Source organism: Stutzerimonas stutzeri, from assembly GCF_038561965.1.
GTDB classification, from domain to species: Bacteria; Pseudomonadota; Gammaproteobacteria; order Pseudomonadales; family Pseudomonadaceae; genus Stutzerimonas; species Stutzerimonas stutzeri_AA.
The window spans coordinates 2,807,930-2,830,945 of the sequence record NZ_CP139348.1 but is presented as its reverse complement, the minus strand read 5'-3'; the positions used below and the strand labels follow the sequence as shown (position 1 = coordinate 2,830,945).

At 62.9% G+C, this 23,016-nt stretch carries 24 protein-coding genes; 21 read left to right on the top strand and 3 right to left on the bottom strand.

What is annotated here, in order from left to right:
* Positions 1-64: 64 nt before the first annotated feature.
* Together fabB and fabA are read right to left on the bottom strand one after the other, a co-directional pair.
* Entirely contained in the window at positions 65-1,282 is a 1,218-nt protein-coding gene (gene fabB, locus SM130_RS12735; protein WP_102825678.1) for a beta-ketoacyl-ACP synthase I, read from the bottom strand.
* An 11-nt stretch (positions 1,283-1,293) separates the two neighbouring features.
* A complete protein-coding gene (gene fabA / locus SM130_RS12730; RefSeq protein ID WP_038660800.1) occupies positions 1,294-1,809 on the bottom strand; it encodes a 3-hydroxyacyl-[acyl-carrier-protein] dehydratase FabA in 516 nt (171 codons plus the stop codon).
* Positions 1,810-2,239: 430 nt separating this feature from the next.
* On the opposite strand from fabA, the gene SM130_RS12725 reads away from it, so the two are divergent.
* The 8 genes from SM130_RS12725 (at position 2,240) to SM130_RS12690 (ending at position 8,622) form a co-directional block, all read left to right on the top strand.
* Positions 2,240-3,262 carry an NAD(P)H-dependent glycerol-3-phosphate dehydrogenase gene (locus SM130_RS12725; RefSeq protein ID WP_102825680.1) on the top strand — a complete coding sequence of 341 codons (1,023 nt, stop codon included), beginning with the start codon at positions 2,240-2,242 and terminating at the stop codon, positions 3,260-3,262.
* Between the two features lie 22 nt (positions 3,263-3,284).
* Positions 3,285-3,641, top strand: coding sequence for a DUF4389 domain-containing protein (locus SM130_RS12720; protein ID WP_102825681.1), 357 nt, complete (start codon positions 3,285-3,287; stop codon positions 3,639-3,641).
* Positions 3,638-4,096 (top strand): phosphohistidine phosphatase SixA, encoded by a 459-nt coding sequence (sixA, locus tag SM130_RS12715; RefSeq protein WP_102825682.1) that lies wholly within the window; start codon positions 3,638-3,640, stop codon positions 4,094-4,096. Before SM130_RS12720 ends, sixA begins: the two co-directional genes overlap by 4 nt.
* A gap of 76 nt (positions 4,097-4,172) precedes the next feature.
* Positions 4,173-4,616 (top strand): hotdog fold thioesterase, encoded by a 444-nt coding sequence (locus SM130_RS12710; RefSeq protein WP_102825683.1) that lies wholly within the window; start codon positions 4,173-4,175, stop codon positions 4,614-4,616.
* 128 nt (positions 4,617-4,744) lie between these two features.
* Positions 4,745-5,557: an alpha/beta fold hydrolase gene (locus tag SM130_RS12705; RefSeq protein WP_102825684.1), complete on the top strand. Its 813-nt coding sequence runs from the start codon at positions 4,745-4,747 to the stop codon at positions 5,555-5,557.
* Entirely contained in the window at positions 5,554-6,411 is an 858-nt protein-coding gene (locus tag SM130_RS12700; RefSeq protein ID WP_102825685.1) for an alpha/beta hydrolase, read from the top strand. Before SM130_RS12705 ends, SM130_RS12700 begins: the two co-directional genes overlap by 4 nt.
* 226 nt (positions 6,412-6,637) lie before the next feature.
* Positions 6,638-7,441, top strand: coding sequence for a DUF4892 domain-containing protein (locus SM130_RS12695; protein ID WP_102825686.1), 804 nt, complete (start codon positions 6,638-6,640; stop codon positions 7,439-7,441).
* A gap of 86 nt (positions 7,442-7,527) precedes the next feature.
* The gene (locus tag SM130_RS12690; protein ID WP_102825687.1) at positions 7,528-8,622 is read left to right on the top strand and encodes an AI-2E family transporter; all 1,095 of its coding nucleotides are present in this window, start codon (positions 7,528-7,530) and stop codon (positions 8,620-8,622) included.
* Positions 8,623-8,637: 15 nt separating this feature from the next.
* Here SM130_RS12690 and SM130_RS12685 read toward each other — a convergent pair whose 3' ends face one another.
* The gene (locus SM130_RS12685; RefSeq protein ID WP_102825688.1) at positions 8,638-9,627 is read right to left on the bottom strand and encodes a patatin-like phospholipase family protein; all 990 of its coding nucleotides are present in this window, start codon (positions 9,625-9,627) and stop codon (positions 8,638-8,640) included.
* A gap of 176 nt (positions 9,628-9,803) precedes the next feature.
* On the opposite strand from SM130_RS12685, the gene selD reads away from it, so the two are divergent.
* The 13 genes from selD (at position 9,804) to SM130_RS12620 (ending at position 22,925) form a co-directional block, all read left to right on the top strand.
* Positions 9,804-10,838 (top strand): selenide, water dikinase SelD, encoded by a 1,035-nt coding sequence (gene selD, locus SM130_RS12680; protein ID WP_102825689.1) that lies wholly within the window; start codon positions 9,804-9,806, stop codon positions 10,836-10,838.
* On the top strand, positions 10,838-11,944 hold the full coding sequence (gene mnmH / locus SM130_RS12675; RefSeq protein WP_102825690.1) for a tRNA 2-selenouridine(34) synthase MnmH: 1,107 nt from the start codon (positions 10,838-10,840) through the stop codon (positions 11,942-11,944). Before selD ends, mnmH begins: the two co-directional genes overlap by 1 nt.
* Positions 11,945-11,973: 29 nt before the next feature.
* On the top strand, positions 11,974-12,252 hold the full coding sequence (locus SM130_RS12670) for a hypothetical protein (RefSeq protein ID WP_014820449.1): 279 nt from the start codon (positions 11,974-11,976) through the stop codon (positions 12,250-12,252).
* Positions 12,253-12,523: 271 nt separating this feature from the next.
* Positions 12,524-13,441 carry an AAA family ATPase gene (locus SM130_RS12665; protein ID WP_102825691.1) on the top strand — a complete coding sequence of 306 codons (918 nt, stop codon included), beginning with the start codon at positions 12,524-12,526 and terminating at the stop codon, positions 13,439-13,441.
* 34 nt (positions 13,442-13,475) lie between these two features.
* The gene (locus SM130_RS12660) at positions 13,476-14,438 is read left to right on the top strand and encodes a DUF58 domain-containing protein (protein ID WP_102825692.1); all 963 of its coding nucleotides are present in this window, start codon (positions 13,476-13,478) and stop codon (positions 14,436-14,438) included.
* Positions 14,435-16,435 (top strand): transglutaminase TgpA family protein, encoded by a 2,001-nt coding sequence (locus tag SM130_RS12655; protein WP_102825693.1) that lies wholly within the window; start codon positions 14,435-14,437, stop codon positions 16,433-16,435. Before SM130_RS12660 ends, SM130_RS12655 begins: the two co-directional genes overlap by 4 nt.
* 119 nt (positions 16,436-16,554) lie before the next feature.
* A complete protein-coding gene (locus SM130_RS12650; RefSeq protein ID WP_102825694.1) occupies positions 16,555-17,352 on the top strand; it encodes an acyl-CoA thioesterase in 798 nt (265 codons plus the stop codon).
* 174 nt (positions 17,353-17,526) lie between these two features.
* Positions 17,527-17,982 (top strand): hypothetical protein, encoded by a 456-nt coding sequence (locus SM130_RS12645; RefSeq protein WP_102825695.1) that lies wholly within the window; start codon positions 17,527-17,529, stop codon positions 17,980-17,982.
* A 64-nt stretch (positions 17,983-18,046) separates the two neighbouring features.
* Entirely contained in the window at positions 18,047-18,484 is a 438-nt protein-coding gene (locus tag SM130_RS12640) for a YqaA family protein (protein WP_102825696.1), read from the top strand.
* A gap of 73 nt (positions 18,485-18,557) precedes the next feature.
* Positions 18,558-19,625: an AraC family transcriptional regulator gene (locus SM130_RS12635; RefSeq protein WP_102825697.1), complete on the top strand. Its 1,068-nt coding sequence runs from the start codon at positions 18,558-18,560 to the stop codon at positions 19,623-19,625.
* Between the two features lie 186 nt (positions 19,626-19,811).
* Positions 19,812-20,579, top strand: coding sequence for an SDR family NAD(P)-dependent oxidoreductase (locus SM130_RS12630; RefSeq protein WP_102825698.1), 768 nt, complete (start codon positions 19,812-19,814; stop codon positions 20,577-20,579).
* A gap of 11 nt (positions 20,580-20,590) precedes the next feature.
* Positions 20,591-21,775 (top strand): acetyl-CoA C-acyltransferase, encoded by a 1,185-nt coding sequence (locus SM130_RS12625; RefSeq protein ID WP_102825699.1) that lies wholly within the window; start codon positions 20,591-20,593, stop codon positions 21,773-21,775.
* Between the two features lie 10 nt (positions 21,776-21,785).
* On the top strand, positions 21,786-22,925 hold the full coding sequence (locus tag SM130_RS12620; RefSeq protein ID WP_102825700.1) for an acyl-CoA dehydrogenase: 1,140 nt from the start codon (positions 21,786-21,788) through the stop codon (positions 22,923-22,925).
* Positions 22,926-23,016 lie beyond the last annotated feature (91 nt).

Below are 23,016 nucleotides of genomic sequence, written 5' to 3'. Positions count from 1 at the left end.
CGGCCTTGATGCGGAAACGAAAACGGCGCCCGAGGGCGCCGTTTTCATGTGTCGCTGACCTGACTCACGCCTTGTAGCGGCGCAGCACCAGAGTCGAGTTGGTGCCACCGAAGCCGAAGCTGTTGCTCATCACGGTGTCGAGCTGCACGTTCTCGCGGGTTTCGCGAAGAATCGGCATGTCGGCAACTTCCGGATCCAGCTCTTCGATGTTGGCCGAGCCAGCAATGAAGTTGCCTTCCATCATCAGCATCGAATAGATCGCTTCGTGGACGCCAGCGGCCCCCAGCGAGTGACCAGACAGGCTCTTGGTCGAACTGATGGTCGGGATCTTGTCGCCGAACATGTTGCGCACGGCCTTGATCTCGGCCACATCGCCCACCGGGGTGGAGGTGCCATGGGTGTTGAGATAGTCGATGGTGGTATCGACGGTGGACATCGCCTGCTGCATGCAGCGCAGCGCGCCTTCACCGCTCGGTGCGACCATGTCGTAGCCGTCGGAAGTGGCGCCGTAGCCGACGATTTCTGCATAGATCTTGGCGCCGCGCTTGAGCGCATGCTCCAGCTCTTCGACTACCACCATGCCGCCACCGCCGGCGATGACGAAACCGTCACGCTTGGCGTCGTAGGCGCGGGAGGCTTTTTCCGGCGTTCCGTTGTACTGGCTGGACAGCGCACCCATGGCGTCGAACAGGCAGCTCTGGCTCCAATGCTCTTCCTCACCACCACCGGCAAAGACCACGTCCTGCTTGCCCATCTGGATCTGTTCCATGGCATGGCCGATGCAATGCGCGCTGGTGGCGCAGGCCGAAGCGATGGAGTAGTTGATGCCCTTGATGCGGAACGGCGTGGCCAGGCAGGCGGAAACGGTGCTGCTCATGGTGCGCGGTACGCGGTATGGGCCGATGCGTTTGACGCCCTTTTCGCGCAGGATGTCGATAGCTTCCATCTGGTTGATGGTCGAAGCACCGCCCGAGCCGGCCACCAGGCCGATGCGTGGGTTGGAAATGTCATCGAGGCTGAAGCCGGCGTCTTTCACAGCCTGCTCCATCGCCAGATAAGCGTAGGCGGCAGCGTCACCCATGAAGCGCAGGACCTTGCGGTCGATCAGCTCTTCCAGATTCAGGTTAACGGAGCCGGAAACCTGGCTGCGCAGCCCCATGTCCGCGTAGGACTGGTTGAAGCGAATGCCGGGGCGGCCGGCACGCAGGTTGCCAGAGACGGTCTCTTTGTCATTGCCGAGGCAGGAAACGATACCCAGGCCAGTGATCACGACGCGACGCATGCGGATGTCCTTCAAAAGCTGTCGGTAGAGGTGAACAGGCCGACGCGCAAACCTTCGGCACTGTAGATCTCGCGGCCATCAACGCTGACGGTGCCATCGGCGATGCCGAGGATCAGCGAGCGACTGATGGTGCGCTTGATATGAATGTTGTAGGTGACTTTCTTGGCGGTCGGCAGAACCTGACCGAAGAACTTCACTTCGCCGGAGCCCAGCGCGCGCCCGCGACCGGGGTTGCCCTGCCAGCCAAGGTAAAAGCCGACCAGCTGCCACATGGCATCGAGCCCCAGGCAGCCGGGCATGACCGGGTCACCTTCGAAATGGCAAGCAAAGAACCAGAGATCAGGATTGATATCCAGTTCGGCGACCAGTTCGCCCTTGCCATACTTACCGCCCACTTCACTGATGTGAACGATACGATCGACCATCAGCATGTTCGGCGCGGGCAGTTGCGCATTACCGGGACCGAAGAGTTCGCCGCGGCTGCAACGAAGCAGGTCTTCCCGAGTAAAGGCGTGTTGTTTGGTCATGCGTATTCCTCAATGGGCCCCTTGCGAAGGGCTTTGCTGCTTACATACCGGGCCAGATTTTCGAGGCCTGATCATCAAGACTAGTCATAGACTGCCGTGTTGTGGCTAAAGTCACAGCCTGCCAACAGCGACGCCATTCAACCCGTACCTGCGGCTGAAGGCGCAAAGACAGAATTGGGCGGCTACTTTAACACTCCTGACAAGATAACGAGGACCTTGCGACAGCTTGTCCTCTATAGACAATCGTTGCAGTGACGGTTGCATAGGGTGGCAGAAGTCCATTTTCATCGCTTGGGACGCCCTCTTTACGCGAGTCAGATGCAACTGTAACTGGATGATTTCGCTGGGCATGGCGGTTGCGCTGGCCGCTGTGAACACGAAACGTATAATGCCGGCACTGCCACTTCGGATGGCCCACGACGGAACCCACATGACACGACAGCAACCCATCGGCGTACTCGGTGGCGGTAGTTTCGGTACCGCGATCGCGAATCTGCTGGCCGAAAACGGTCACCGCGTTCTGCTCTGGATGCGCGACCCCGAGCAGGCCGAAAGCATCCGGACGCTGCGGCAGAATCCACGCTATCTCAAGGGTGTTCAGATACTCCCGCAGGTGGAGCCGACCACCGACCTGCCGTCGACTCTTGATGCATGCGCGCTGATTTTCGTGGCGCTGCCCTCCAGTGCGTTGCGTCAGGCACTGCAGCCGTTCGCGGCGCAACTGGGCGGCAAGATGCTAGTCAGCACGACCAAGGGTATCGAGGCCGATGGTTTCATGCTGATGAGCCAGATTCTCGAGCAGATCGCGCCAGACGCTCGCATCGGCGTATTGTCCGGCCCTAACCTGGCGCGAGAAGTGGCCGAGCACGCCCTGACCGCGACGGTCGTGGCAAGCCAGGACGAGGCACTGTGCCGCAGCGTCCAGCAAGTGCTGCATGGTCGCACTTTCCGTGTCTACGCCAGTTCTGATCGCTTTGGCGTCGAACTGGGCGGGGCGCTGAAGAACGTTTACGCGATTATGGCGGGCATGGCTGCTGCTCTGGGCATGGGCGAGAACACGCGGAGCATGCTGATTACCCGGGCGCTGGCGGAAATGACGCGATTCGCCGTGAAACTCGGGGCCAACCCCATGACATTTCTCGGTCTGGCCGGCGTCGGCGATCTGATCGTGACCTGTACATCACAAAAGAGCCGCAATTTTCAGGTGGGCTTTGCGTTGGGTGAAGGCCTCAGCCTGGACGAGGCGGTTTCCCGGCTGGGCGAGGTCGCCGAAGGCGTGAATACCATCAAGGTGCTCAAGTGCAAGGCCGAGGAGCTGCAGGTCTACATGCCGCTGGTCGCGGGTCTACATGCCATCCTCTTCGAGGGGCGTACGCTGGATCAGATCATCGGTGTGCTGATGCGCGGCGAGCCGAAGACCGATGTAGATTTCATTTCAACCGACGGATTCTGAGCCGAGCTTAGGGGAAACCTCCATGAACCAATCGAACCAGGCCACGGACCGGGAATCACTGATCCTGCGGGCCGTCTGGATGTTGATTTTCTTTTTTGTCTGGCAGCTGGCCGAACTGGCGCTGCTGGTGGTGGTGGTACTGCAGCTGGTGATGCGGCTGGTCAAGGGGCATCCCGACGCCAGCCTGCAGGGATTTGGTGACAGCCTCAGCCAGTACATCGCGCAGATTGGTCGCTTCGCCACATTCAATACCGAACGCAAGCCCTGGCCGCTCTCTGACTGGCCGACGCCGAGGCCGGCCGATGTCGAGCTGACCAACCCGGTCCCGCCAGTGCCGCCGGTCGAGCCGAAAGACTCTCATCAGGGGCCGACTCCATGAGGCTCTGGCTGCTGCGCCATGGCGAAGCCGAGCCGCAGGCCCGTACCGACGCTGAACGCAATCTGACCGAGGGTGGACGGCGTGACGTGCGCCGCAGCGCCACGTTTCTGCGGGGCAAGCCGCTACAGACGATGCTGGTGAGCCCGTTCAAGCGTGCTCAACAGACCGCAGATGAAGTGTGCAAGGCGCTGGGCTTCAGCGGCGAGCGTGAAATTGTGGACTGGGCCACGCCCGAATCGAGCCTGGAGGCAGCGTTGCGCGAGCTGGATCTGCGCGGCGAGAGCGACCTGCTGCTGGTCACTCATCAGCCATTTGTGGGCAGTCTTGCGGGCTGGCTGATCAACGGCCATTACGCTGATCCGCTGCCCATGGCGACTGCCTCGCTGGCTGAACTGGAAGGCGAAGCGATCGCCGGAGGCCTGATGCGACTGGTGTCCCTGCACCACGTTAGCTAGGGTTGGTGCGGCTCGCTTGGCGTTACCGGTTGAGACGAGCTTAACCGAAGAACAATAACCATCAGGAGTACACGCCTTGAGTATCTGGCAACGTCAGCCCGACCTGGAAGAGCTTCACAGCAACCGCAAGAACACCATCAGCGAGCTGCTGGACATACGCTTCGAATCGTTCGATGACGCCTCGATCACTGCGAGCATGCCGGTCGATGCCCGTACCCACCAACCCTATGGCCTGCTGCACGGTGGCGCCTCGGTGGTGCTGGCCGAAACCCTCGGCTCGATGGCCAGTTATCACTGCATCGACACCAGCAAGTTCTATTGCGTCGGGCTGGAAGTAAATGCCAACCATCTGCGTGGTCTACGCAGTGGCCGCGTGACCGGTGTTTGCCGAGCGGTGCATCTGGGACGTTCGACGCATGTATGGGACATTCGCCTGAGTGGCGAGGATGGCAAGCCCAGCTGTATCTCCCGGCTAACCGTCGCCATCGTGCCGCTGGACAAGGGCAACGTGGCAGGCTGATGCCAACACAGGGCGACATTGCGGCCTGCTGATTGGCCTGAATGCCCTTCATTCGGCAGGCCTATGTCGATTGCCGCCTGCCGAGGCCTGCCAGACAATGATGGTTCAGTCTGCCCGGCAATGCCTTCATGTCCCAACGTATCTTCTTCGCCCACGCCAATGGCTTCCCTTCAGCGACCTATCGCAAGCTGTTCGATGCCCTCGCGCCCGAGTACGAGGTCACGCACATGGACCGTCACGGCCATGACCCGCGCTTTCCGGTGGACGATAACTGGAGCAACCTGCTCGATGAGTTGTTCGAACAGCTCGAACGATTGCACGAGCCGGTCTGGGGTGTAGGGCACTCGCTCGGCGGCATGCTGCATTATCGCGCCGCGCTGCTGCGGCCCGAGCTGTATCACGGCGTCGTCATGCTGGATTCACCGCTTCCGACCTGGTTCGACCAGACCGTGATCTGGGCCGCCAAGCGCCTGGGCTTCATCGATCGGCTGACGCCGGCCGGGCGTACCCTCGGACGTCGCGAGCAGTTCTCCAGCGTCGAGGAGGCGCGTGCCTATTTCGCCGGCAAGGCGCTGTTCAGCAGCTTCGATCCTGAGTGCCTGGAAGCTTATATCGAGCACGGCCTGGAACCCGTCGGGGAGGGGATGCGCCTGCGTTTCGATCCGCAGACCGAGATCAGCATCTACCGTAGCGTGCCGCATCTCACCCCGGGTTGGCCGCCGGCATTGAAGATTCCTCTGGCCATGGTGCGTGGGCGCGACAGCCGTGTGGTGCTGCCGCATCACGCCTATCTGCTGCGGCTGATGGCGCGCGGCGAAGCACATACGCTGCCTGGTGGTCACATGTTTCCGTTCGAGCGGCCGCAGCAAACGGCCGATCAGCTGCGGGAGCTGCTCGGTCGCTGGGGCAGGCATGCCGAGCTTTCCGAGGGGGTGGCATGAGCGTGGTATTCGAGGAAGTCCGACTGAGTCTGCCGCACCTTGAGGTCGCGGCGCATCTGTACGGGCCGGACGACGGCAAGCCTGTGATCGCTCTGCATGGTTGGCTGGACAACGCCGCGACTTTCAGCCGTCTTGCGCCGCAGCTTCAGGGGCTGCGGATCGTTGCGTTGGATCTGCCTGGCCACGGGCATTCAGAGCATCGCCCAGCTGGCACCGCCTACAACATCTGGGACTACGCCCATGATGTGCTGCAGGTTGCCGAGCAGTTCGGCTGGCAGCGCTTTTCCTTGCTGGGGCATTCCATGGGCGCGATCATTTCGGTGTTGCTTGCTGGCGCGCTGCCCAAGCGCATCGAGAGCCTGGCGTTGATCGATGGAGCCATCCCCTACACCGGCGAGGCCGACAGTGCGCCGCGTAAGCTTGGCTCGGCGCTCGAGGCGCTGCTTGCGGTCGACGATAAGCGCAAGCCGGTTTACATAAGTTTCGACCAGGCGGTGGAAGCACGCATGAAGGGCGTCGGCGCGGTCAGTCGCGAGGCGGCCGAGCTATTGGCACAACGCGGTCTCATGCCCGTGCCAGGCGGTTACACCTGGCGCACCGATGCCCGCCTTATGCTGCCATCGGCGATGCGGCTGACGCGTGCCCATGCGCTGGCGTTTATCGCGCAGGTCGCTTGTCCGACCAGGCTGGTACTGGCAGAGCAAGGCCTGATGAACCAGCCGGAGATGATGGAGCTGGTCGCTGGCTTTCCCTTCGATGTGCAGCGGCTTGCCGGCGGCCATCATCTGCATCTGGACGACGAGGCGGGCGCGCAGGCAGTGGCTGCGGTGTTCAACGCCTTCTTTCAAGGCTGAGCGATGCCAGACGTTTGCAATACTCTCTCGCAAAGCCTCGCTTGACTTGCTTTTGCCAACTGGCGAGGCTGGGAGGCAACGTTTCCAGCAGAGCCAGCTCAATGATTGATTGCTTCAGAGTCGCGACGGCCCACGGCTGCGCCCTTGCGTTTGCCATGACGAACCTTGGCTTTCCGCATTCGCTGAGTTCCGGCAAACAGTCACGGGTAATCCGTTGAGGAGTGTTATGCGAAGTGCATGGATAGCGGCATCGGTCTTGATATCCACTGCTGCCGTGGCCGCTGACGTTACCGGCAGTGCCGATCTCGAGCGGCTGCCACGTTTCGCTCAGGCTCAGATCGTCGATTATCGGCAGTCGCAGGTGCAGGAGCGTATCTATCCCCAGGATTCGATTCGCCGCATCAGCGGTAATCTGCGCATGGCCACACAGGTGGTTGTCTCGGGCGAGCTGACGGCGGTTACCTATCAGTTGCCGAGTACGCACACCGGTATCGAAGCCTTCACCCAGGCCCGCGGCGAGTTGTTGCGTCAGGGTGCCGAGCTGCTGTTTTGGTGCGAAGGCCGCGAGTGTGGTTCGAGCAGCCTATGGGCGAACGCCATTTTCGGAAAATCCATGCTCTACGGCCCGGAAGCGCAACAGGCCTATCTTTTGACCCGTCTGCCCGACGCCGAGAACGACCTGGTTGCCTTGTACGGGATCACCCGAGGCAACGGCCGACCCTATCTGCACGTCGAACAGCTACAAAGTGATGAGCCGCTAGCCGCGGTGCTGCCTACGGCGGCAACGCTGCTGCGGCAGTTGCGCAGTACCGGTGAACTTCGTTTGCCGCGTCTGGCTGACGAACCGACTGCCGAGTGGGGGGCTTTGCTGGCCAATGTAATGAGCCTGGACAGCACCACGCGCGTCAGTCTTGCGGGCCGCGGTGCTGCAGCCTGGCGTGAGGCACTGATCGTCGAGCGTATCCGCGGCGGTCGACTGGAAGTCGATGAGTCCCAGGAGCCGGGCCTGCTCATCAGGCTATTGCGCTGATCCTGCGTAGCGGCTGCAATAGCTGACTTCGCCCACGCACCCTGACGTCAGGGTGCGTCCGCTGTTCTTCCGTAGAGTAATTACCCATGCTCAACAATGATCGCCTGTTGGTGCAGATTCTGCTCCTCGGGCTGCTTGCCGCCTGTCTCTGGGTGCTGGCGCCCTTTGCCTCCGCATTGTTCTGGGCCGCGGTTCTGGCATTCGCCAGCTGGCCGGTGATGCGTCTGTTGACGCGCTGGCTGCATGGCAATGCGACGCTTGCTGCCGCGCTGCTGACGTTCAGCTGGATGGTGCTGGTAGCGGTGCCGTTGGTATGGCTCGGGTTCAACATCGCTGATCAGATCCGCGAGGCCAATGCGCTGCTGCACGACCTTCAGGTCGAAGGATTGCCGCCTGCGCCAACCTGGCTGGCGGAACTGCCGCTGATTGGCGATACCCTCTTGGGCTTCTGGGATACCGTCGATGAGCAGGGCACCGCGCTGATCGCCAGCATCCGTCCCTATATCGGGCAGGTTGCCAACTGGCTGCTGGTGCGCAGCGCGCGGATCGGTGGTGGGATGCTCGAGTTGGCGCTGAGCCTGGTATTGGTGTTCTTTTTCTATAGGGATGGGCCGCGTCTCTCCGCATTCATCCACAGCCTGCTGCACAGGCTGATCGGCGGGCGCGCCGATCATTACCTGGAGCTCGTTGCCGGCACGGTGCAGCGTGTGGTCAACGGAGTGATCGGTACGGCTGCAGCACAGGCAATTTTGGCGTACATCGGTTTTCTCATTGCCGGAATACCGGGTGCATTGGTGCTCGGACTACTTACGTTTGCCTGCAGCTTCATCATGGTGCCACCACTGATCTGGGGGCCTGCCGTCGCCTGGCTGGCCTGGCAGGGCGACTACGGCATGGCGATCTTCCTCGGAATCTGGGGCATGTTCGTCATCAGTGGCGTGGACAACGTGCTCAAGCCCTACCTGATCAGCCGCGGCGGCAACCTGCCGTTGGTGGTGGTGCTGCTCGGCGTGTTCGGCGGCATCCTAGCCTTCGGCTTCATGGGGCTGTTCCTTGGCCCGACCCTGCTTGCTGTTGCCTATAGCCTGCTGGGTGACTGGTTGATCAAGGAAGTGCCGACGATGCCGTCGCACGAGTCGACCGTGCTCACAAGTGAGCCGCGCGAACCGCTTGGCCAGTGAGCGAGAGCCCGCCGCTCATTGTTCCTCTTCGTAGCGAACCAGCGCATCGTGGGCAACGATGCGCCCTAGTGCGATCAGCTCGGGGGCCTTGTAGAACTCATAGAAGCGGCAGGCCCGCTTGGGAATGTTGATCAGCACGTTCGGTGGGTATCCGGCGATCTTGTATTGCGCTAGCGAAGACTGCATGACGTCGAAACTCTGGTTGATCAGGTCCAGCAGCGATGCCGGGCCGGTGACGTCAATCACCGTCGCGCCTTCTGCGGACCTCGGCGCACTCTGACTGGTCGGCGCGGCAGGCGGTTGATCGCCGCGCAGCAGCTCGCCGGCACGTAGATCCTCGAGCTGACCTGCCAGCTCAGCCTCATCCTTGCGCCAGAACGGGATATGCGAGCTGATCGAATGGACCAGAGAGTCGAAGCGTCCCGGGCGGACGATCTCAGGCAGCGGATACTGCTTGTGGTTGTTCGCGTTTAGATTGACCGCGATGATCATGTCGCAGTGCGACGACACCACCGGAACGATTGGCAGGGGGTTGAGCAGCCCGCCGTCGACCAGCATGCGGTTGCCCTGCATCACTGGTGTGAACAGGCTGGGGATGGCCGCCGAGGCGCGCATGGCGAGTTCCAGGCTACCTTCCTGAAACCAGATCTCCTGCTGGTTGGTCAGGTCTGTGGCAACCGCGGTGAACGGGATTGGCAGATCCTCGATGCAGATCTTGCCGACCATGTCGCGGATACGCCCGAAGACCTTTTCCCCGCGAATTGCGCCGAGGCTGAAGCTCGGGTCGACCAGGCGCAGCAGGTCCAGATAATCGAGGCTCTCGATCCAGCTGCGATACTCGTCAAGCTTGCCCGCCGCGTAGATGCCGCCGACCACGGCGCCCATGGAGCAGCCGGCGATGCAGGCAATTTCATAGCCGCGCGCTTCCAGCTCCTCAATCACGCCGATGTGCGCATAGCCCCGAGCCCCGCCCGATCCTAGTACCAGTGCAACTTTCTTACTCATGCGGTTCTCCCTGTGGCACTAGCGATAGCTTCATGCCTGGCCGGCGAGCCTGCAAGCGCTGATCGGTTCCTGCCAGCAACTGCTGCACCCGCTGATCGAACGCTGTGCCAATCGGCGAACCGCCGACGGCCTTTGCTACAATCGCCGCCCGTTTGCATGTGTCACGAGAGAGTCCGATGAGCGAACCGATCCGCCTCACCCAGTACAGTCACGGCGCCGGCTGCGGCTGCAAGATATCGCCCAAGGTGCTGGACGTGATTCTTGCCGGCAGCGGTGCGCAGAATCTTGATCCGCGTTTGTGGGTCGGCAATGCCTCGCGCGATGACGCAGCGGTATATGGCATCGACGAGGAGCGCGGCGTTGTGTCGACCACCGACTTCTTCATGCCCATCGTTGACGATCCCTTCGATTTCGGCCGGATTGCCGCGACCAATGCGATCAGCGACATCTACGCCATGGGCGGTGATCCGCTCATGGCCATTGCAATCCTCGGCTGGCCGGTCAACGTGTTGCCGCCGGAGGTCGCCCGTGAGGTGATTGCCGGTGGCCGTGCAGTCTGTGACGCTGCAGGTATTCCGCTGGCTGGCGGGCATTCGATCGATGCGCCCGAACCGATCTTCGGCCTGGCCGTGACCGGTCTGGTGAACAAGCAGCAGATGAAGCGCAACGACACCGCCACCCCCGGCTGTAGGCTGTACCTGACCAAGCCATTGGGCATCGGCATCCTCACCACCGCCGAGAAGAAGGCCAAGCTGCGCGTCGAAGATGTCGGGCTGGCGCGGGACTGGATGTGCATGCTGAATACACCTGGCAGCCGCTTCGGCAAGCTCGAGGGTGTTCGTGCCATGACCGACGTCACGGGTTTCGGCCTGCTTGGCCATCTGGTGGAAATGGCCGATGGCAGCGGGCTGACTGCCGAGATCGACTACACCCGCGTGCCGCGCTTGCCGGGCATCGAGTACTACCTGGAGCAGGGCTGCGTACCTGGCGGCACACAGCGTAATTTTGACAGCTATGGTGAGCGTATCGCCGCGCTCGACGAGCGCCACAAGCAGCTGCTCTGCGATCCGCAGACCAGTGGTGGACTGTTGGTGGCTGTAGCGCCGGAAGGCGAGGCGGAGTTTCTCGCCGTTTGCGGCGAACTGGGCCTTGCGCTGGAGCCGATCGGCCAGCTGGTCGAAGCGCGCGGTCACGCGGTCGAGGTTCGTTGATGCGCAGCGATACCGAAGATTTTCGCGAGCTCTTTCTCAACGACATTCCCATGATGGACGCCCGCGCCCCGGTGGAATTCGGCAAGGGCGCCTTTCCTGGTGTGGTCAACCTGCCGCTGATGAACGATATTGAGCGCCAGAAGGTCGGCACCTGCTACAAGCAGCACGGCCAGCAGGCCGCGATTGAGCTGGGGCAGCAGTTGGTTTCCGGCAAGGTTAAGGCCGAACGGCTGCAGGCCTGGGCCGATTTTGCCCGTGCTCACCCGGATGGTTATCTGTACTGCTTCCGTGGTGGCCTGCGTTCGAAAATCGTCCAGCAGTGGCTGAAAGACGAAATGGACATCGACTATCCGCGAGTTGTGGGCGGCTACAAGGCGATGCGCCATTTCCTGCTCGACACCATCGACCAGGCCGTTGAGCAGTGTGGGTTCGTGCTGGTGGGAGGTATGACCGGTACCGGCAAGACCGAAGTGCTGGCGCAACTGGATAACAGCCTGGACCTCGAAGGCTTGGCCAATCACCGCGGCTCCAGCTTCGGCAAGCGTGCCACACCGCAGCCGGCGCAGATCGAGTTCGAAAATGCGCTGGCGATCCGCTTGCTGAAAATGCGTGCGGCCGGCAACGAGACTTTTGTCGTCGAAGACGAGGCGCGTCTGGTAGGACGCTGCTCGATTCCGCTGCCGCTGTTCAACGGCATGCAGGAGTTCGCGCTGGTCTGGCTCGAGGACACACTGGAAGGACGCGTCGAGAGAATTCTCAAGGACTACGTGATCGATCTGTGCGCTGAGTTCATCAATGAGCAGGGTGAGGGCGGTTTCGCGGCTTTTGCCGAGCGTCTGCAGGAAAGTCTGGTCAATATCAGCAAGCGACTCGGCGGTGAGCGTTATCAGCGCTTGGCATTGCTGATGGATCAAGCACTTGCGGAGCAGGCACGCAGCGGATCGGTCGACCTGCACAGGGCCTGGATCGAGGCACTGCTCGGTGAGTACTACGATCCTATGTATGCCTACCAGCGCGAGAGCAAGGCGGGCCGGATTGAGTTCGCTGGTGACCAGCAGTCAGTGGTCGAGTATTTGCGTAACCGTAAGGCGCGAACGGCGCCGTAATTTTCTGATGGCATACGAGGGACGATGCGATGAAAACCTGGTTATCTCTGCCTTTGCTGGTTCTGTTGCTTGCTGGCTGCGCTGGCAAGACCGCATACCGTGACAGCTGCGCCGCGGAACTGAATGCGGCGTGGAAGGAGCAGAGCCTGGCGGAAGCCGAAGGCTTTGCCGGCACCGTTAGCTATTCCAAGGCCATGGCCTTGCTGACCGGTGCCAAGACTCAGCAGCAATTCGAAGCCTTCCGCGGCTGTACACAGAAGGCGCAGAAGGCTCGCTTCTATCTTCGCGAATCCCGCGCCGGCCGCTGAGCCCGAACGGTCACGCCGACCGGTTCGCCCGAACCGGTCCATGGCGTGCACTGTCAGCCCGCCTGAATCCACCCGCTGAGCGCTGCGTTGCAATCGATGCCGTCTCTCAGGCCAGTCTTTCCCCGCGGTTACTTTAATCACGTCGGCAGTTAGGAACGGCGCTGGCCCGGCGAACAGTCCCAGGTCACAAACTCGTCACCGGGCGTTTCCTCTCGCTTTGCCTGGTCGCAGCTGACCAGTAGGATCAGTGCGACGAACGAAGGAGAGTTTAATGCGCACCCGATTGGACGCCTGTCTACGAGCAGTCAACGAAGTACTGCTCGGCAAGGAAGCCCAGGTCCGGCTGGCACTGGCCTGTCTTCTGGCCCGAGGCCACCTGCTGGTCGAGGACATGCCCGGGATGGGCAAAACCACGCTGAGCCATGCTCTGGCCAAAGTGCTGGGCCTGGAGTTTCAGCGCATCCAGTTCACTTCCGACCTGCTTCCCGGCGACATTCTCGGCACTTCGGTGTTCGACAAGGACAGCAGCCAGTTCATCTTCCATCCCGGGCCGATCTTCGCCGAGCTGGTGCTGGCTGACGAGATCAACCGCGCCACGCCAAAGAGCCAGAGCGCGCTACTTGAGGCGATGGAGGAGGGGCAGGTGACTATCGAGGGGGCGACGCGCCCGTTACCCGAGCCTTTTTTCGTAATCGCTACGCAGAATCCCGTAAGTTCGGGCGGCACCTTCGCCCTGCCGGAATCGCAACTCGACCGCTTTCTAATGCGAGTCTCGCTCGGCTATCCGGCCAAGGCGGCGGAGAAAGCACTGCTGCTTGGCGAATCCCGGCGGGACCTGCTGACTCGGCTCGAACCGCTGCTCGAGCATGACGAGTTACGCGCCATCCAGAACGCGGTTGGCACCGTACGGGTCAGCGATGCGCTGGTTGACTACGTGCTGCGCCTGGTGGAGGCCACGCGCACCCAGCCGCAGTTCGCCTGGGGCCTGTCACCGCGCGGTAGCCTGGCCCTGCTGGCTGCGGCACGGGCATGGGCTTTTCTCGACGGCCGCGAGTATGTGATTCCGGAAGACGTGCAGGCTGTTCTGCCGACCGTGGTTGGCCATCGGCTGCGCGAGCGGGCGGATGCCACGGGTCATGGCGGTGGTGCGCTGGTGCAGTGGTTGCTACGTGAGGTGCCGGCGCTGTGAGGCCGCTGTCCGTCCATCAATATGGACGATTGTCGTGAGGGTGCTGCCTCGGTTTCGTGATCGCTGGCTGCTACGACGAATACCGCCGGCATCCAGCGTACGGCTGGACCAGCGACGAATTTTCATCATGCCTACGGCAGTCGGGCTGGCGTTCATCGTGGCTTTGCTGCTGATGCTGCTTACTGCGATCAATTACCAGAACAGCCTGGCCTACGGGCTGACCTTTCTGCTCGGCTCGCTGTTGCTGGTCGCCATCCTGCACACCTGGCGCAATCTCGCCGGGCTCGTGCTGCAGGCCGGTGGTGGTACGGCAGCATTCGTCGGCGAGCAGGCATTGTTGCGTGTGCGCCTGGAGAGTCGAGGGCGTGCCTATCAGGCGGTGGCGCTCGGTTGGCCCGCCAGTGGTCTGCGCTTGGTCGATGTTCCCGCTGGCGGTACCGTCGAGGTCGAACTGAGCCTGCCGACTCAACGCCGCGGCTGGCTGCGGCCCGGCCGGGTGCGGGTTGAAAGCCGTTTCCCGCTGGGCCTGCTGGTGGCCTGGAGCTGGATCGATCTGGAACTGGCTGCTCTTGTCTATCCGCAGCCGTCCGTGGCCGAACGACTGCAGGGCACCGCTGCACCCGAAACCGACGAGGATGGAGGACTGGCGCGAGGTGCCGGTGTTGATGACTATCAGGGTCTTCGCGCCTGGCAGCCGGGCGACGCCCGCCGACGCTTGCATTGGAAAGCCTATTCCCGCGGTCAGGGTTTGCTGGTGAAGGATTTCACGAGCCTGGCCGGCAATGATCCGATGCTGGACTTCGATGCGCTCGAAGGCGATACCGAACAGCGTCTTTCGATGCTCTGCCACTGGGTCGTCGAGCTGAGCGAAAAGCAGCAGCCTTTCGCGTTGCGGCTGCCAGCCGGCTTGATTGGCCCCGACGGTGGGCAGGCGCATCGGGATATCTGCCTGCGTGCGTTGGCACTCCACGGACTCGGCGAGGAGGGCAGTGCATGAGCGCCAAGCCTGGAATCCCTCGCAACAGCCTGATCTGGCTGCTGGTGGCGCAGGTGCTTGTGATCCTGCCGCATCTCACCCATCTGCCGCTGTGGATCATCGGCCTGTGGTTGGGCTGCGCCAGCTGGCGGATCCAAATCTTCCGCATGCGTGCACGTTATCCGCGTAGCTGGCTCAAGGCGCTGCTGATGATCGGTGCTGGCTTCGGCGTCTATTTCTCGCGGGGCAGTCTGGTCGGGCTGGAGGCTGGCGTGGTGCTGCTGATCGCCGCGTTCATTCTCAAACTGGTGGAAATGAGCAGCCGTCGCGATGCGCTGGTGCTGATCTTCCTGGGCTTCTTCGCTGTTGTGACTAGCTACCTGTTCGAGGATGGCTTGCTCGCCGGGCTCTACAGCCTGCTGCCGGTCACCGCTCTGCTGGCGGCGATGATTGGTTTGCAGCAGAGCAGCCTGGTCACCCGGCCATGGCCGACGGTGCGGTTGGCGGCCTCCTTGCTGCTGCAGGCCGTTCCCCTGATGCTGGTGCTGTTCCTGTTCTTCCCGCGATTGCCGCCGCTGTGGTCGTTGCCGCAGGCCGGGGATCGCGGCGTGACCGGCTTGGCTGACCATATGGCACCAGGAGACATCGCCCGCCTGAGCCGCTCGGCTGAGCTGGCCTTTCGTGCCAGTTTCGATGGCGACATTCCTCCTCGCGACCAGCTCTACTGGCGTGCAGTGACCTTCGAACGATTCGACGGCCGACGCTGGTCGCAGTCCTTCGCATCCCATGTGCCGCAGGCGCCGGAGTGGCAGGCGGTCGGTGAATCGATCAGTTACAGCATCGTGATGCAGCCCAGCGGCCAGCCCTGGCTGTTCGCCCTGGACGTCGCGCAGATGGCCCCTGGCCAGGCGCAACTGATGGCCGACTTCCATCTGCAACGCCGCCAGCCGGTGACAAAGCCGCTGATGTATCAAGTGACCTCCTGGCTGGACGCTCGCCGCGAGGCAACCAATGCTCCGGAGAGCCTGGGCCGTGCGCTGCAGCTGCCGGAGCAGGGCAACCCACGCAGCCGCGCCTGGGCCGCCGAGCTGCGGCGGACCGCGCAGCAGCCGCAGGCGATGGTCGATGCGCTGTTGAAGCACTTCAACCGCGAGCCTTATCACTACACGCTGGAGCCGCCGCCAGTTGGTGACGATATCGTTGACGACTTTCTGTTCGAGACCCGCAGTGGCTTCTGTGCCCACTATGCGGGAGCAATGACGTTCGTGCTGCGTGCGGCGGGTATTCCGGCTCGCGTGGTGGCGGGCTACCAGGGTGGCGAGATCAATCCGGCAGGTAACTATCTCTCCGTGCATCAATTCGATGCCCATGCCTGGGTCGAGTACTGGGTGGCCGAGCGTGGCTGGATCAGCATCGACCCGACCTTCCAAGTCGCACCCGAGCGGGTTGAACAAGGGCTGGAACAGGCTCTGGCGCGAGAGCAAAGCTTTCTTGCCGACGAGCCCATGTCGCTGCTGCGTTACCGCGATATCGGCTGGATGAACACGCTGCGGTTGCGCTGGGATAGCTTGAACTACGGCTGGCAGCGCTGGGTACTCAACTACCAAGACGAGCAGCAATCGCAGATGCTGCGACGCTGGTTTGGCCAGTTCGATGCCCAGACGCTCGGTCTGGGGCTTGTAGCGGCGCTGGGCCTGCTGATCGGAATGCTGGCGCTGGTGCTGTTCAAGCCTTGGCGTCGTGAAACCGATGTCCAGCAGCGCCTGTTCGGGCGCTTCGAACGGCTGCTGGCGCACCATGGTGTCCAGCGTTACAAAGGCGAGGGTGCACGTAGCTTCGCCGAGCGCGCGGCGGCGGCGCTACCCGGGCAAGCAGCGATCATTCTTACCTTCGTCAGGCTCTACGAGGCTCAGCGCTACGCCCTGCAGCCAGGGGTCGCCAATGAGTTGTCACACACTCTGCGCCAGCTTCGGCGCGCATTGCCCTGGAGGTTTCTCGCCTCAGCTGCGCGCGGCTGACAGCTTATTTGCGGCATGGATGATTCGGCATTTCATCCGGCTGCTTCTGCCAGACAGGATCGCGCCGCCGGGTGCAGGCCTTTAACATCCGTCGCATAACGAACGATAACGAGGTGGGTATGGAGCTTTGCGAGCTGCTGCAAGCGGTACGTGACAACCCCGGCAGTGTGGTAGTCCCGGCCAGCTGGGGCCAGGGCCGTGCAGGTTTCGGTGGCCTGGTCGCCGCGCTGGTCTTCGAGAGCATGCGGGCCAAGGTTCCGGAGGGGCGGCCGCTGCGCTCGCTGGCGATCACCTTCGTAGGGCCGTTGGCGCTGGACACACCGGCGAGCTTCGAGGCTGAAGTGCTGCGCGAAGGCAAGGCGGTGAGCCAGATGCTCGGCCGAGTGATGCAGGGCGGACAAGTAGTCACCATCGTCCAGGGCAGCTTCGGCGCACCGCGCGATTCAGCGGTCGATGTGGCAGCCGACCCGGCGCCGTCGATGCCGCCGGTCGAAGCCTGTCAGGAGCTTCCTTACCTGGCAGGCGTTACGCCTGAATTTACCCGCTACCTGGCCATGCGCTGGGGTGTTGGCGGCCTGCCATTCACCGGTAACACGTCACGCGAAATGGGTGGCTGGGTGCGCCAGCGCGGTGAGGTGCCTCGCGAACCGATGACTGAGGCCCACCTGCTGGCATTGGTCGATGCTTGGCCGCCCGCCGTGCTGCCGCAGCTGAAGAGCTTCGCCCCCGGCAGCTCGCTGACCTGGACCATCGAGTTCATCCAGCCATTGCCCCAGCTCGACAGTCACGACTGGTGCATGTATCGCGCCGTGATCGAGCATGCCCGCGATGGTTACGGACATTGTGCGGCGGCATTGTGGACGCCATCTGGTGAGCTGATCGCCCTCAGTCGCCAGACCGTCACGGTGTTCGGCTGAGTCATCTACGCGTTGCAACGTTCTGTAGCAACGCGGCAGGACGCCACGCGGCGGCGCCGGTCAGGTGAACTAGTCTGTAATCAGCATCAAGAAAAGGCGGAGAAAACAGACTCGGGCATCGGCAGGTACGCCGGCGTGCTACCTGTTGGTTGCCACACCAGCGGAGATTTGGCGATGAAAATCGAGCGTTTCGAAGACCTGATCGACTGGACACGCGACACCCACGCAATGCTGGCTCGTTGCATGGCGCGGTGTTCCGACAAGCACGAAGAGACCCGCGCCAAATGGTTGCTGGTCTATATCGCCGATCACGAGCGAGCACTGGCCGAGACGGTCGACAAGATCGAGAAACATGCTGACCCCAAGGCCCTGCACACCTGGATCTACGATTACCTGACACGCAACCCGGTGTTGCGCAATCAGGCCTGCAAGGCTTACGAGACCATGACGGTGGAGGAGATCTCGCTGGACATCTTCACCATCCACAATCAGGTCATCGACCTTTATCGCTCCCTGGCGCGTCGTGCCGAGATCGACGGCGCGCGCAATCTGGCCGAAGACCTGCTGCGCATCGAAGAGCATGAGACGATGCGTCTGGCCCGGCAGGTCAGCCGCATACACGAAATGTAGGTGCAGGCGCCGTTCGATCAGTTCGAGCATACTGCCGCCCCCGATCGCTGCTCACAGGCGGTAGATGTTCGTGTTTTCCGGCTATTTCGGCCTTTTTCTAGCGGCCTTCGGTGCTGCCACGCTGTTGCCCATGCAATCCGAGGCGGTGCTTGCCGGCCTGCTGCTATCTGAGCGTTACACCGTTTGGGGCTTGGTTGCTGCAGCCAGCCTGGGCAACGTGCTGGGCTCGGTGGTGAACTGGTTGCTCGGGCGTTATGTCGAGCATTTTCGCCACAAGCGCTGGTTTCCGGTCAACGAGCGTCAGCTGGCCAAGGCTCAGCGCAGCTACCACCAGTACGGCCGCTGGACCTTGCTGCTCAGCTGGGTGCCAATCATCGGTGACCCGCTGACCATGGTCGCCGGTGTCATGCGCGAGCCGTTATGGAGCTTTCTGCTTATCGTGACCTTGGCCAAGACCGCGCGCTATCTGATCGTGATGGGGCTGACGCTCGGCTGGATGTGACACAAGGGCTGACAGCCGGACCGCGCCTGGTCGATCATGACGGCCATCGACTTCAGGCAGGAAACCGAGCGGCATGACCATCGAGGCGCAAACGACACCAGACGAAGCGGTTGCCGCGGTCAGCGCTGGCCGGGACAGCATCAGTGTCCGCCTGGTGGCCGAGGCGCTGCAGGGCTTCGTCGGTCCGCAGTTGAGTGGCACGCAACTGCTGGAAGAGATCGGGCTTGACCCGACCTGCCTGCATGACGGCAATGGGCGCATGGATGTGCGCGACTATTCGCAACTCTGGCTGCGCCTGGCGCGGCGCTTCGACGACGAGTTCTTCGGCATGGACCCGCGGCGCCTGCGCTCGGGCAGCTTCGTCTTTCTCAGCCGCAGCTGCCTGCCGCAGCCGACGCTGGAGCACGCGTTGGTTCATGCGTTGAGCTTTCTCGGGCTGGGGCTGGAAAACCTGCGTGGCAAGCTGATCCGCAGCCAGAGCCTGGCCGAAGTGGTGCTCCGCGAGCGCAACGCCGAGCCGGCGAGGGCCTTCTGCTATTTCACCTTCTGGATGCTGTTGCACGGGCTGGCCTGCTGGCTGGTGGGGCGGCGTATCCCGTTGCTGGCGGTCGAGTTGCGTTGCGCCGAACCGGACTACACCGACGATTACCGGGTCATGTTCTCCGACAACCTGCGTTTCGGTCGGCCGTCGACGCGGATCATCTTCGCCGCCGAGGTGCTCGACCTGCCGATCCGTCGCAGCGAAGCGGAGTTGCGTGCCTTTCTCGCCGAGGCCCCGGCGAACATCCTGGTGCGCTATCGCGACCATTCCAGCCTGGCCAGCCGCATCAAACAGCACCTGCGCAGCCTGCCCGCCGAGCGCTGGCCGGACAGCGAGACGCTGGCGCAGACGTTGTGCATGTCCCCCTCTACCTTGCGCCGCCGGCTGGCGGAAGCGGGGCAGCCCTATCAGGCGATCAAGGATGGCTTGCGCCAGGAAATGGCCACCGAGTGGCTGGCCGATGCAACCGTCAGTTATGGCGAAATTGCCGAGCGCCTGGGATTTGCCGATGTCAGCTCGTTCTACAAGGCGTTTCGCAAGTGGACCGGAATCAATCCCGGGCACTACCGCAATCTGATTCTGGCGCCAGCGCGCGACTGATAGCGCACTGGTGGGCTTCAGCCCACCGACCGCCCCGCACGCCTTCAGCTACACCGACATGATCGCCTTTTGCTATTGGCCAAAACGGTCAGGCAGGTTGGTTAGATCGACCATTGCCCCCTGCATGTCGCTGCCCAAAGATAACCCCGGCTTCGCACCGAATAACAACAAGCACGGGAGAGAGCCATGCAGATTCGCGACAAGGTATTCCTCATTACTGGCGGCGCCTCCGGCCTTGGCGCTGCGGCGGCGCAGGCGCTGGTCGAGGCGGGCGGCAAGGTCGTGCTCGCCGATCTGGACGAGGCCGCCGCCAACGCCACTGCGCAGGCGCTGGGTCCCAACGCCCTGGGTGTTGCTACCGACATTCGTGACGAACAGGCTGCACGCCACGCCGTCGCCATCGCCTGCGAACACTTCGGCGGGCTGCATGGGCTGGTCAATTGCGCCGGCGTCGCCGGTGGCGAAAAGGTGCTCGGGCGCAATGGCCCGCACAGCCTCGACGGCTTCAGCCGCATCGTTGGCATCAACCTGATCGGCAGCTTCAACATGCTGCGGCTGGCCGCCGAGGCGATGGCCGAGAACGCGCCGGATGCCAATGGCGAGCGCGGCGCGATCATCAATACCGCATCCATCGCTGCCTTCGACGGGCAGATCGGCCAGGCTGCCTACGCGGCATCCAAGGGCGGGGTGGTCAGCATGACCCTGCCGGCCGCCCGCGAGCTGGCGCGCTTCGGCATTCGCGTGATGACCATCGCCCCCGGTGTGTTCGAGACACCGATGATGGCCGGCATGACCCAGGAAATCCGCGACTCGCTGGCGGCCGGCGTGCCGTTCCCGCCACGCCTGGGCCATCCGGCCGAATACGCCGCCTTGGTGCGGCACATCTTCGAGAACAGCATGCTCAACGGTGAGGTGATCCGCCTCGACGGCGCCTTGCGCATGGCCGCCAAGTAAAGGAAGCAGAGATGAAAGATGATCCGATCGTAATCGTCAGCAGTGCGCGCACCCCCATGGGAGGATTCCAGGGCGACCTGCAGGGCATGACGGCACCGCAGCTCGGCGCCGCCGCGATCCGCGCGGCAGTGGAGCGCAGCGGCCTGCCGGCCGAGAACGTGCAGGACGTTTTGATGGGCTGCGTGCTGCCCGCCGGCCAGGGCCAGGCGCCCGCGCGGCAGGCGGCATTGGGCGCCGGACTGACCCGTGCCACCACCTGTACCACGGTGAACAAGATGTGCGGTTCGGGCATGCAGACGGTGATCATGGCCCATGACCAGCTGCTCGCTGGCAGCGCGGAGATCGTCGTCGCCGGCGGCATGGAAAGCATGAGCAATGCCCCCTATCTGCTCGACCGCGCCCGTGGCGGCTACCGCATGGGGCACGGTCGGGTGCTTGACCATATGTTTCTCGACGGTCTCGAAGACGCCTTCGACAAAGGCCGCCTGATGGGCACTTTTGCCGAGGAATGCGCTGACGCCTTCGGCTTTACCCGCGAGGAGCAGGACGCGTTCGCGCTCGAATCACTGCGGCGCGCTCAGGCGGCCATAACCGATGGGCGCTTCGCCGATGAAATCGCCGCGCTGGAGGTCACTCAAGGCAAACAGCAGCGGCAGATCCGCGACGACGAGCAGCCGCCCAAGGCAATGCCGGAAAAGATTCCCAGCCTGCGGCCCGCGTTCCGCGAAGGCGGCACGGTGACTGCGGCCAATTCCAGCTCGATTTCCGATGGTGCTGCTGCGCTGCTGCTGATGCGCCGCTCCGAGGCCGAGCGCTGGGGGTTGCAGCCACAGGCGGTAATCCACGGGCATGCGGCGTACGCCGATGCGCCGAACCTGTTTACCACTGCGCCGATCGGGGCAATCCGCAAGCTGATGGAGCGCACCGGCTGGGCCATCGATGAGGTCGATCTGTTTGAGATCAATGAAGCCTTCGCTGTCGTTGCCATGGCCAGCATGCGCGAGCTGGGGCTCGATCACGCCAAGGTCAACGTCAATGGCGGTGCCTGTGCACTCGGCCACCCCATCGGCGCGTCTGGTGCGCGGATTCTGGTGACGTTGCTTGCCGCATTGCGTGCGCGTGGCTTGCGCCGTGGTGTAGCGGCGATCTGCATCGGTGGCGGCGAAGCCACGGCCATGGCCGTCGAACTGATCTGAGGAGGCACCTATGCTGCCCAATGAAGATCAAAGCGCGATTGCCGAAATGGCCCGCCAGTTTGCTCAGGAGCGGCTGAAGCCCTTCGCCGAACAGTGGAGTCGCGAGCATCGCTATCCTGCCGAGGCGATTGGCGAAATGGCGGCGCTCGGCTTCTTCGGCATGTTGGTGCCGGAGCAGTGGGGCGGCAGCGATACCGGCTACCTGGCCTATGCCATGGCGCTGGAAGAAGTTGCTGCCGGTGACGGTGCCTGCTCGACCATCATGAGCGTGCATAACTCGGTTGGTTGCGTACCGATCCTGCGTTTCGGCAACGAACAGCAGAAGCGCGACTTCCTCACGCCGCTGGCCCGTGGCGAGCAGATCGGTGCCTTTGCGCTGACCGAGCCGCAAGCGGGCTCCGACGCCAGCAGCCTGCGCACCCGCGCCTGTCGCGACGGCGATCATTACGTGCTCAACGGCGCCAAGCAGTTCATCACCTCCGGTAAGCATGCCGGCACGGTGATCGTCTTCGCGGTGACCGACCCGGACGCCGGCAAGCGTGGCATCAGCGCCTTTATCGTGCCGACCGACAGCCCCGGCTACCAGGTGGTTCGGGTCGAGGAAAAGCTCGGCCAGCACGCCTCGGACACCTGCCAGATCGCGTTCGAGGACCTACGCGTGCCGGTCGCCAATCGGCTGGGCGAGGAGGGCGAGGGCTACCGCATCGCCTTGGCCAATCTCGAGGGCGGACGCATCGGTATCGCCGCCCAGGCGGTCGGGATGGCACGGGCGGCATTCGAGGCAGCGCGTGATTACGCTCGCGAGCGCGAAACCTTTGGCAAGCCGATCATCGAGCACCAAGCGGTGGCGTTCCGCCTGGCCGACATGGCGACCCAGATCGCCGTCGCGCGGCAGATGGTGTATCACGCCGCCGCACTGCGCGAAGCCGGACGACTGGCGCTGGTGGAGGCCTCCATGGCCAAGCTGTTCGCCTCGGAAATGGCGGAAAAGGTCTGTTCCGCCGCAATCCAGACGCTCGGTGGCTACGGCTATCTGGCCGACTTCCCGGTTGAGCGCATCTACCGTGACGTGCGGGTCTGCCAGATCTACGAAGGCACCAGCGACATCCAGCGCCTGGTCATCGCGCGAAATCTCGGAGGGCCGACCTGACCTGAACCAGCTGCGCCTGCGTGCATGCGGCGCATCGAACATGATTTCAGTGGTGCCGGTAGAACGCCGTTTCCTCGACCAGCACTTGCAC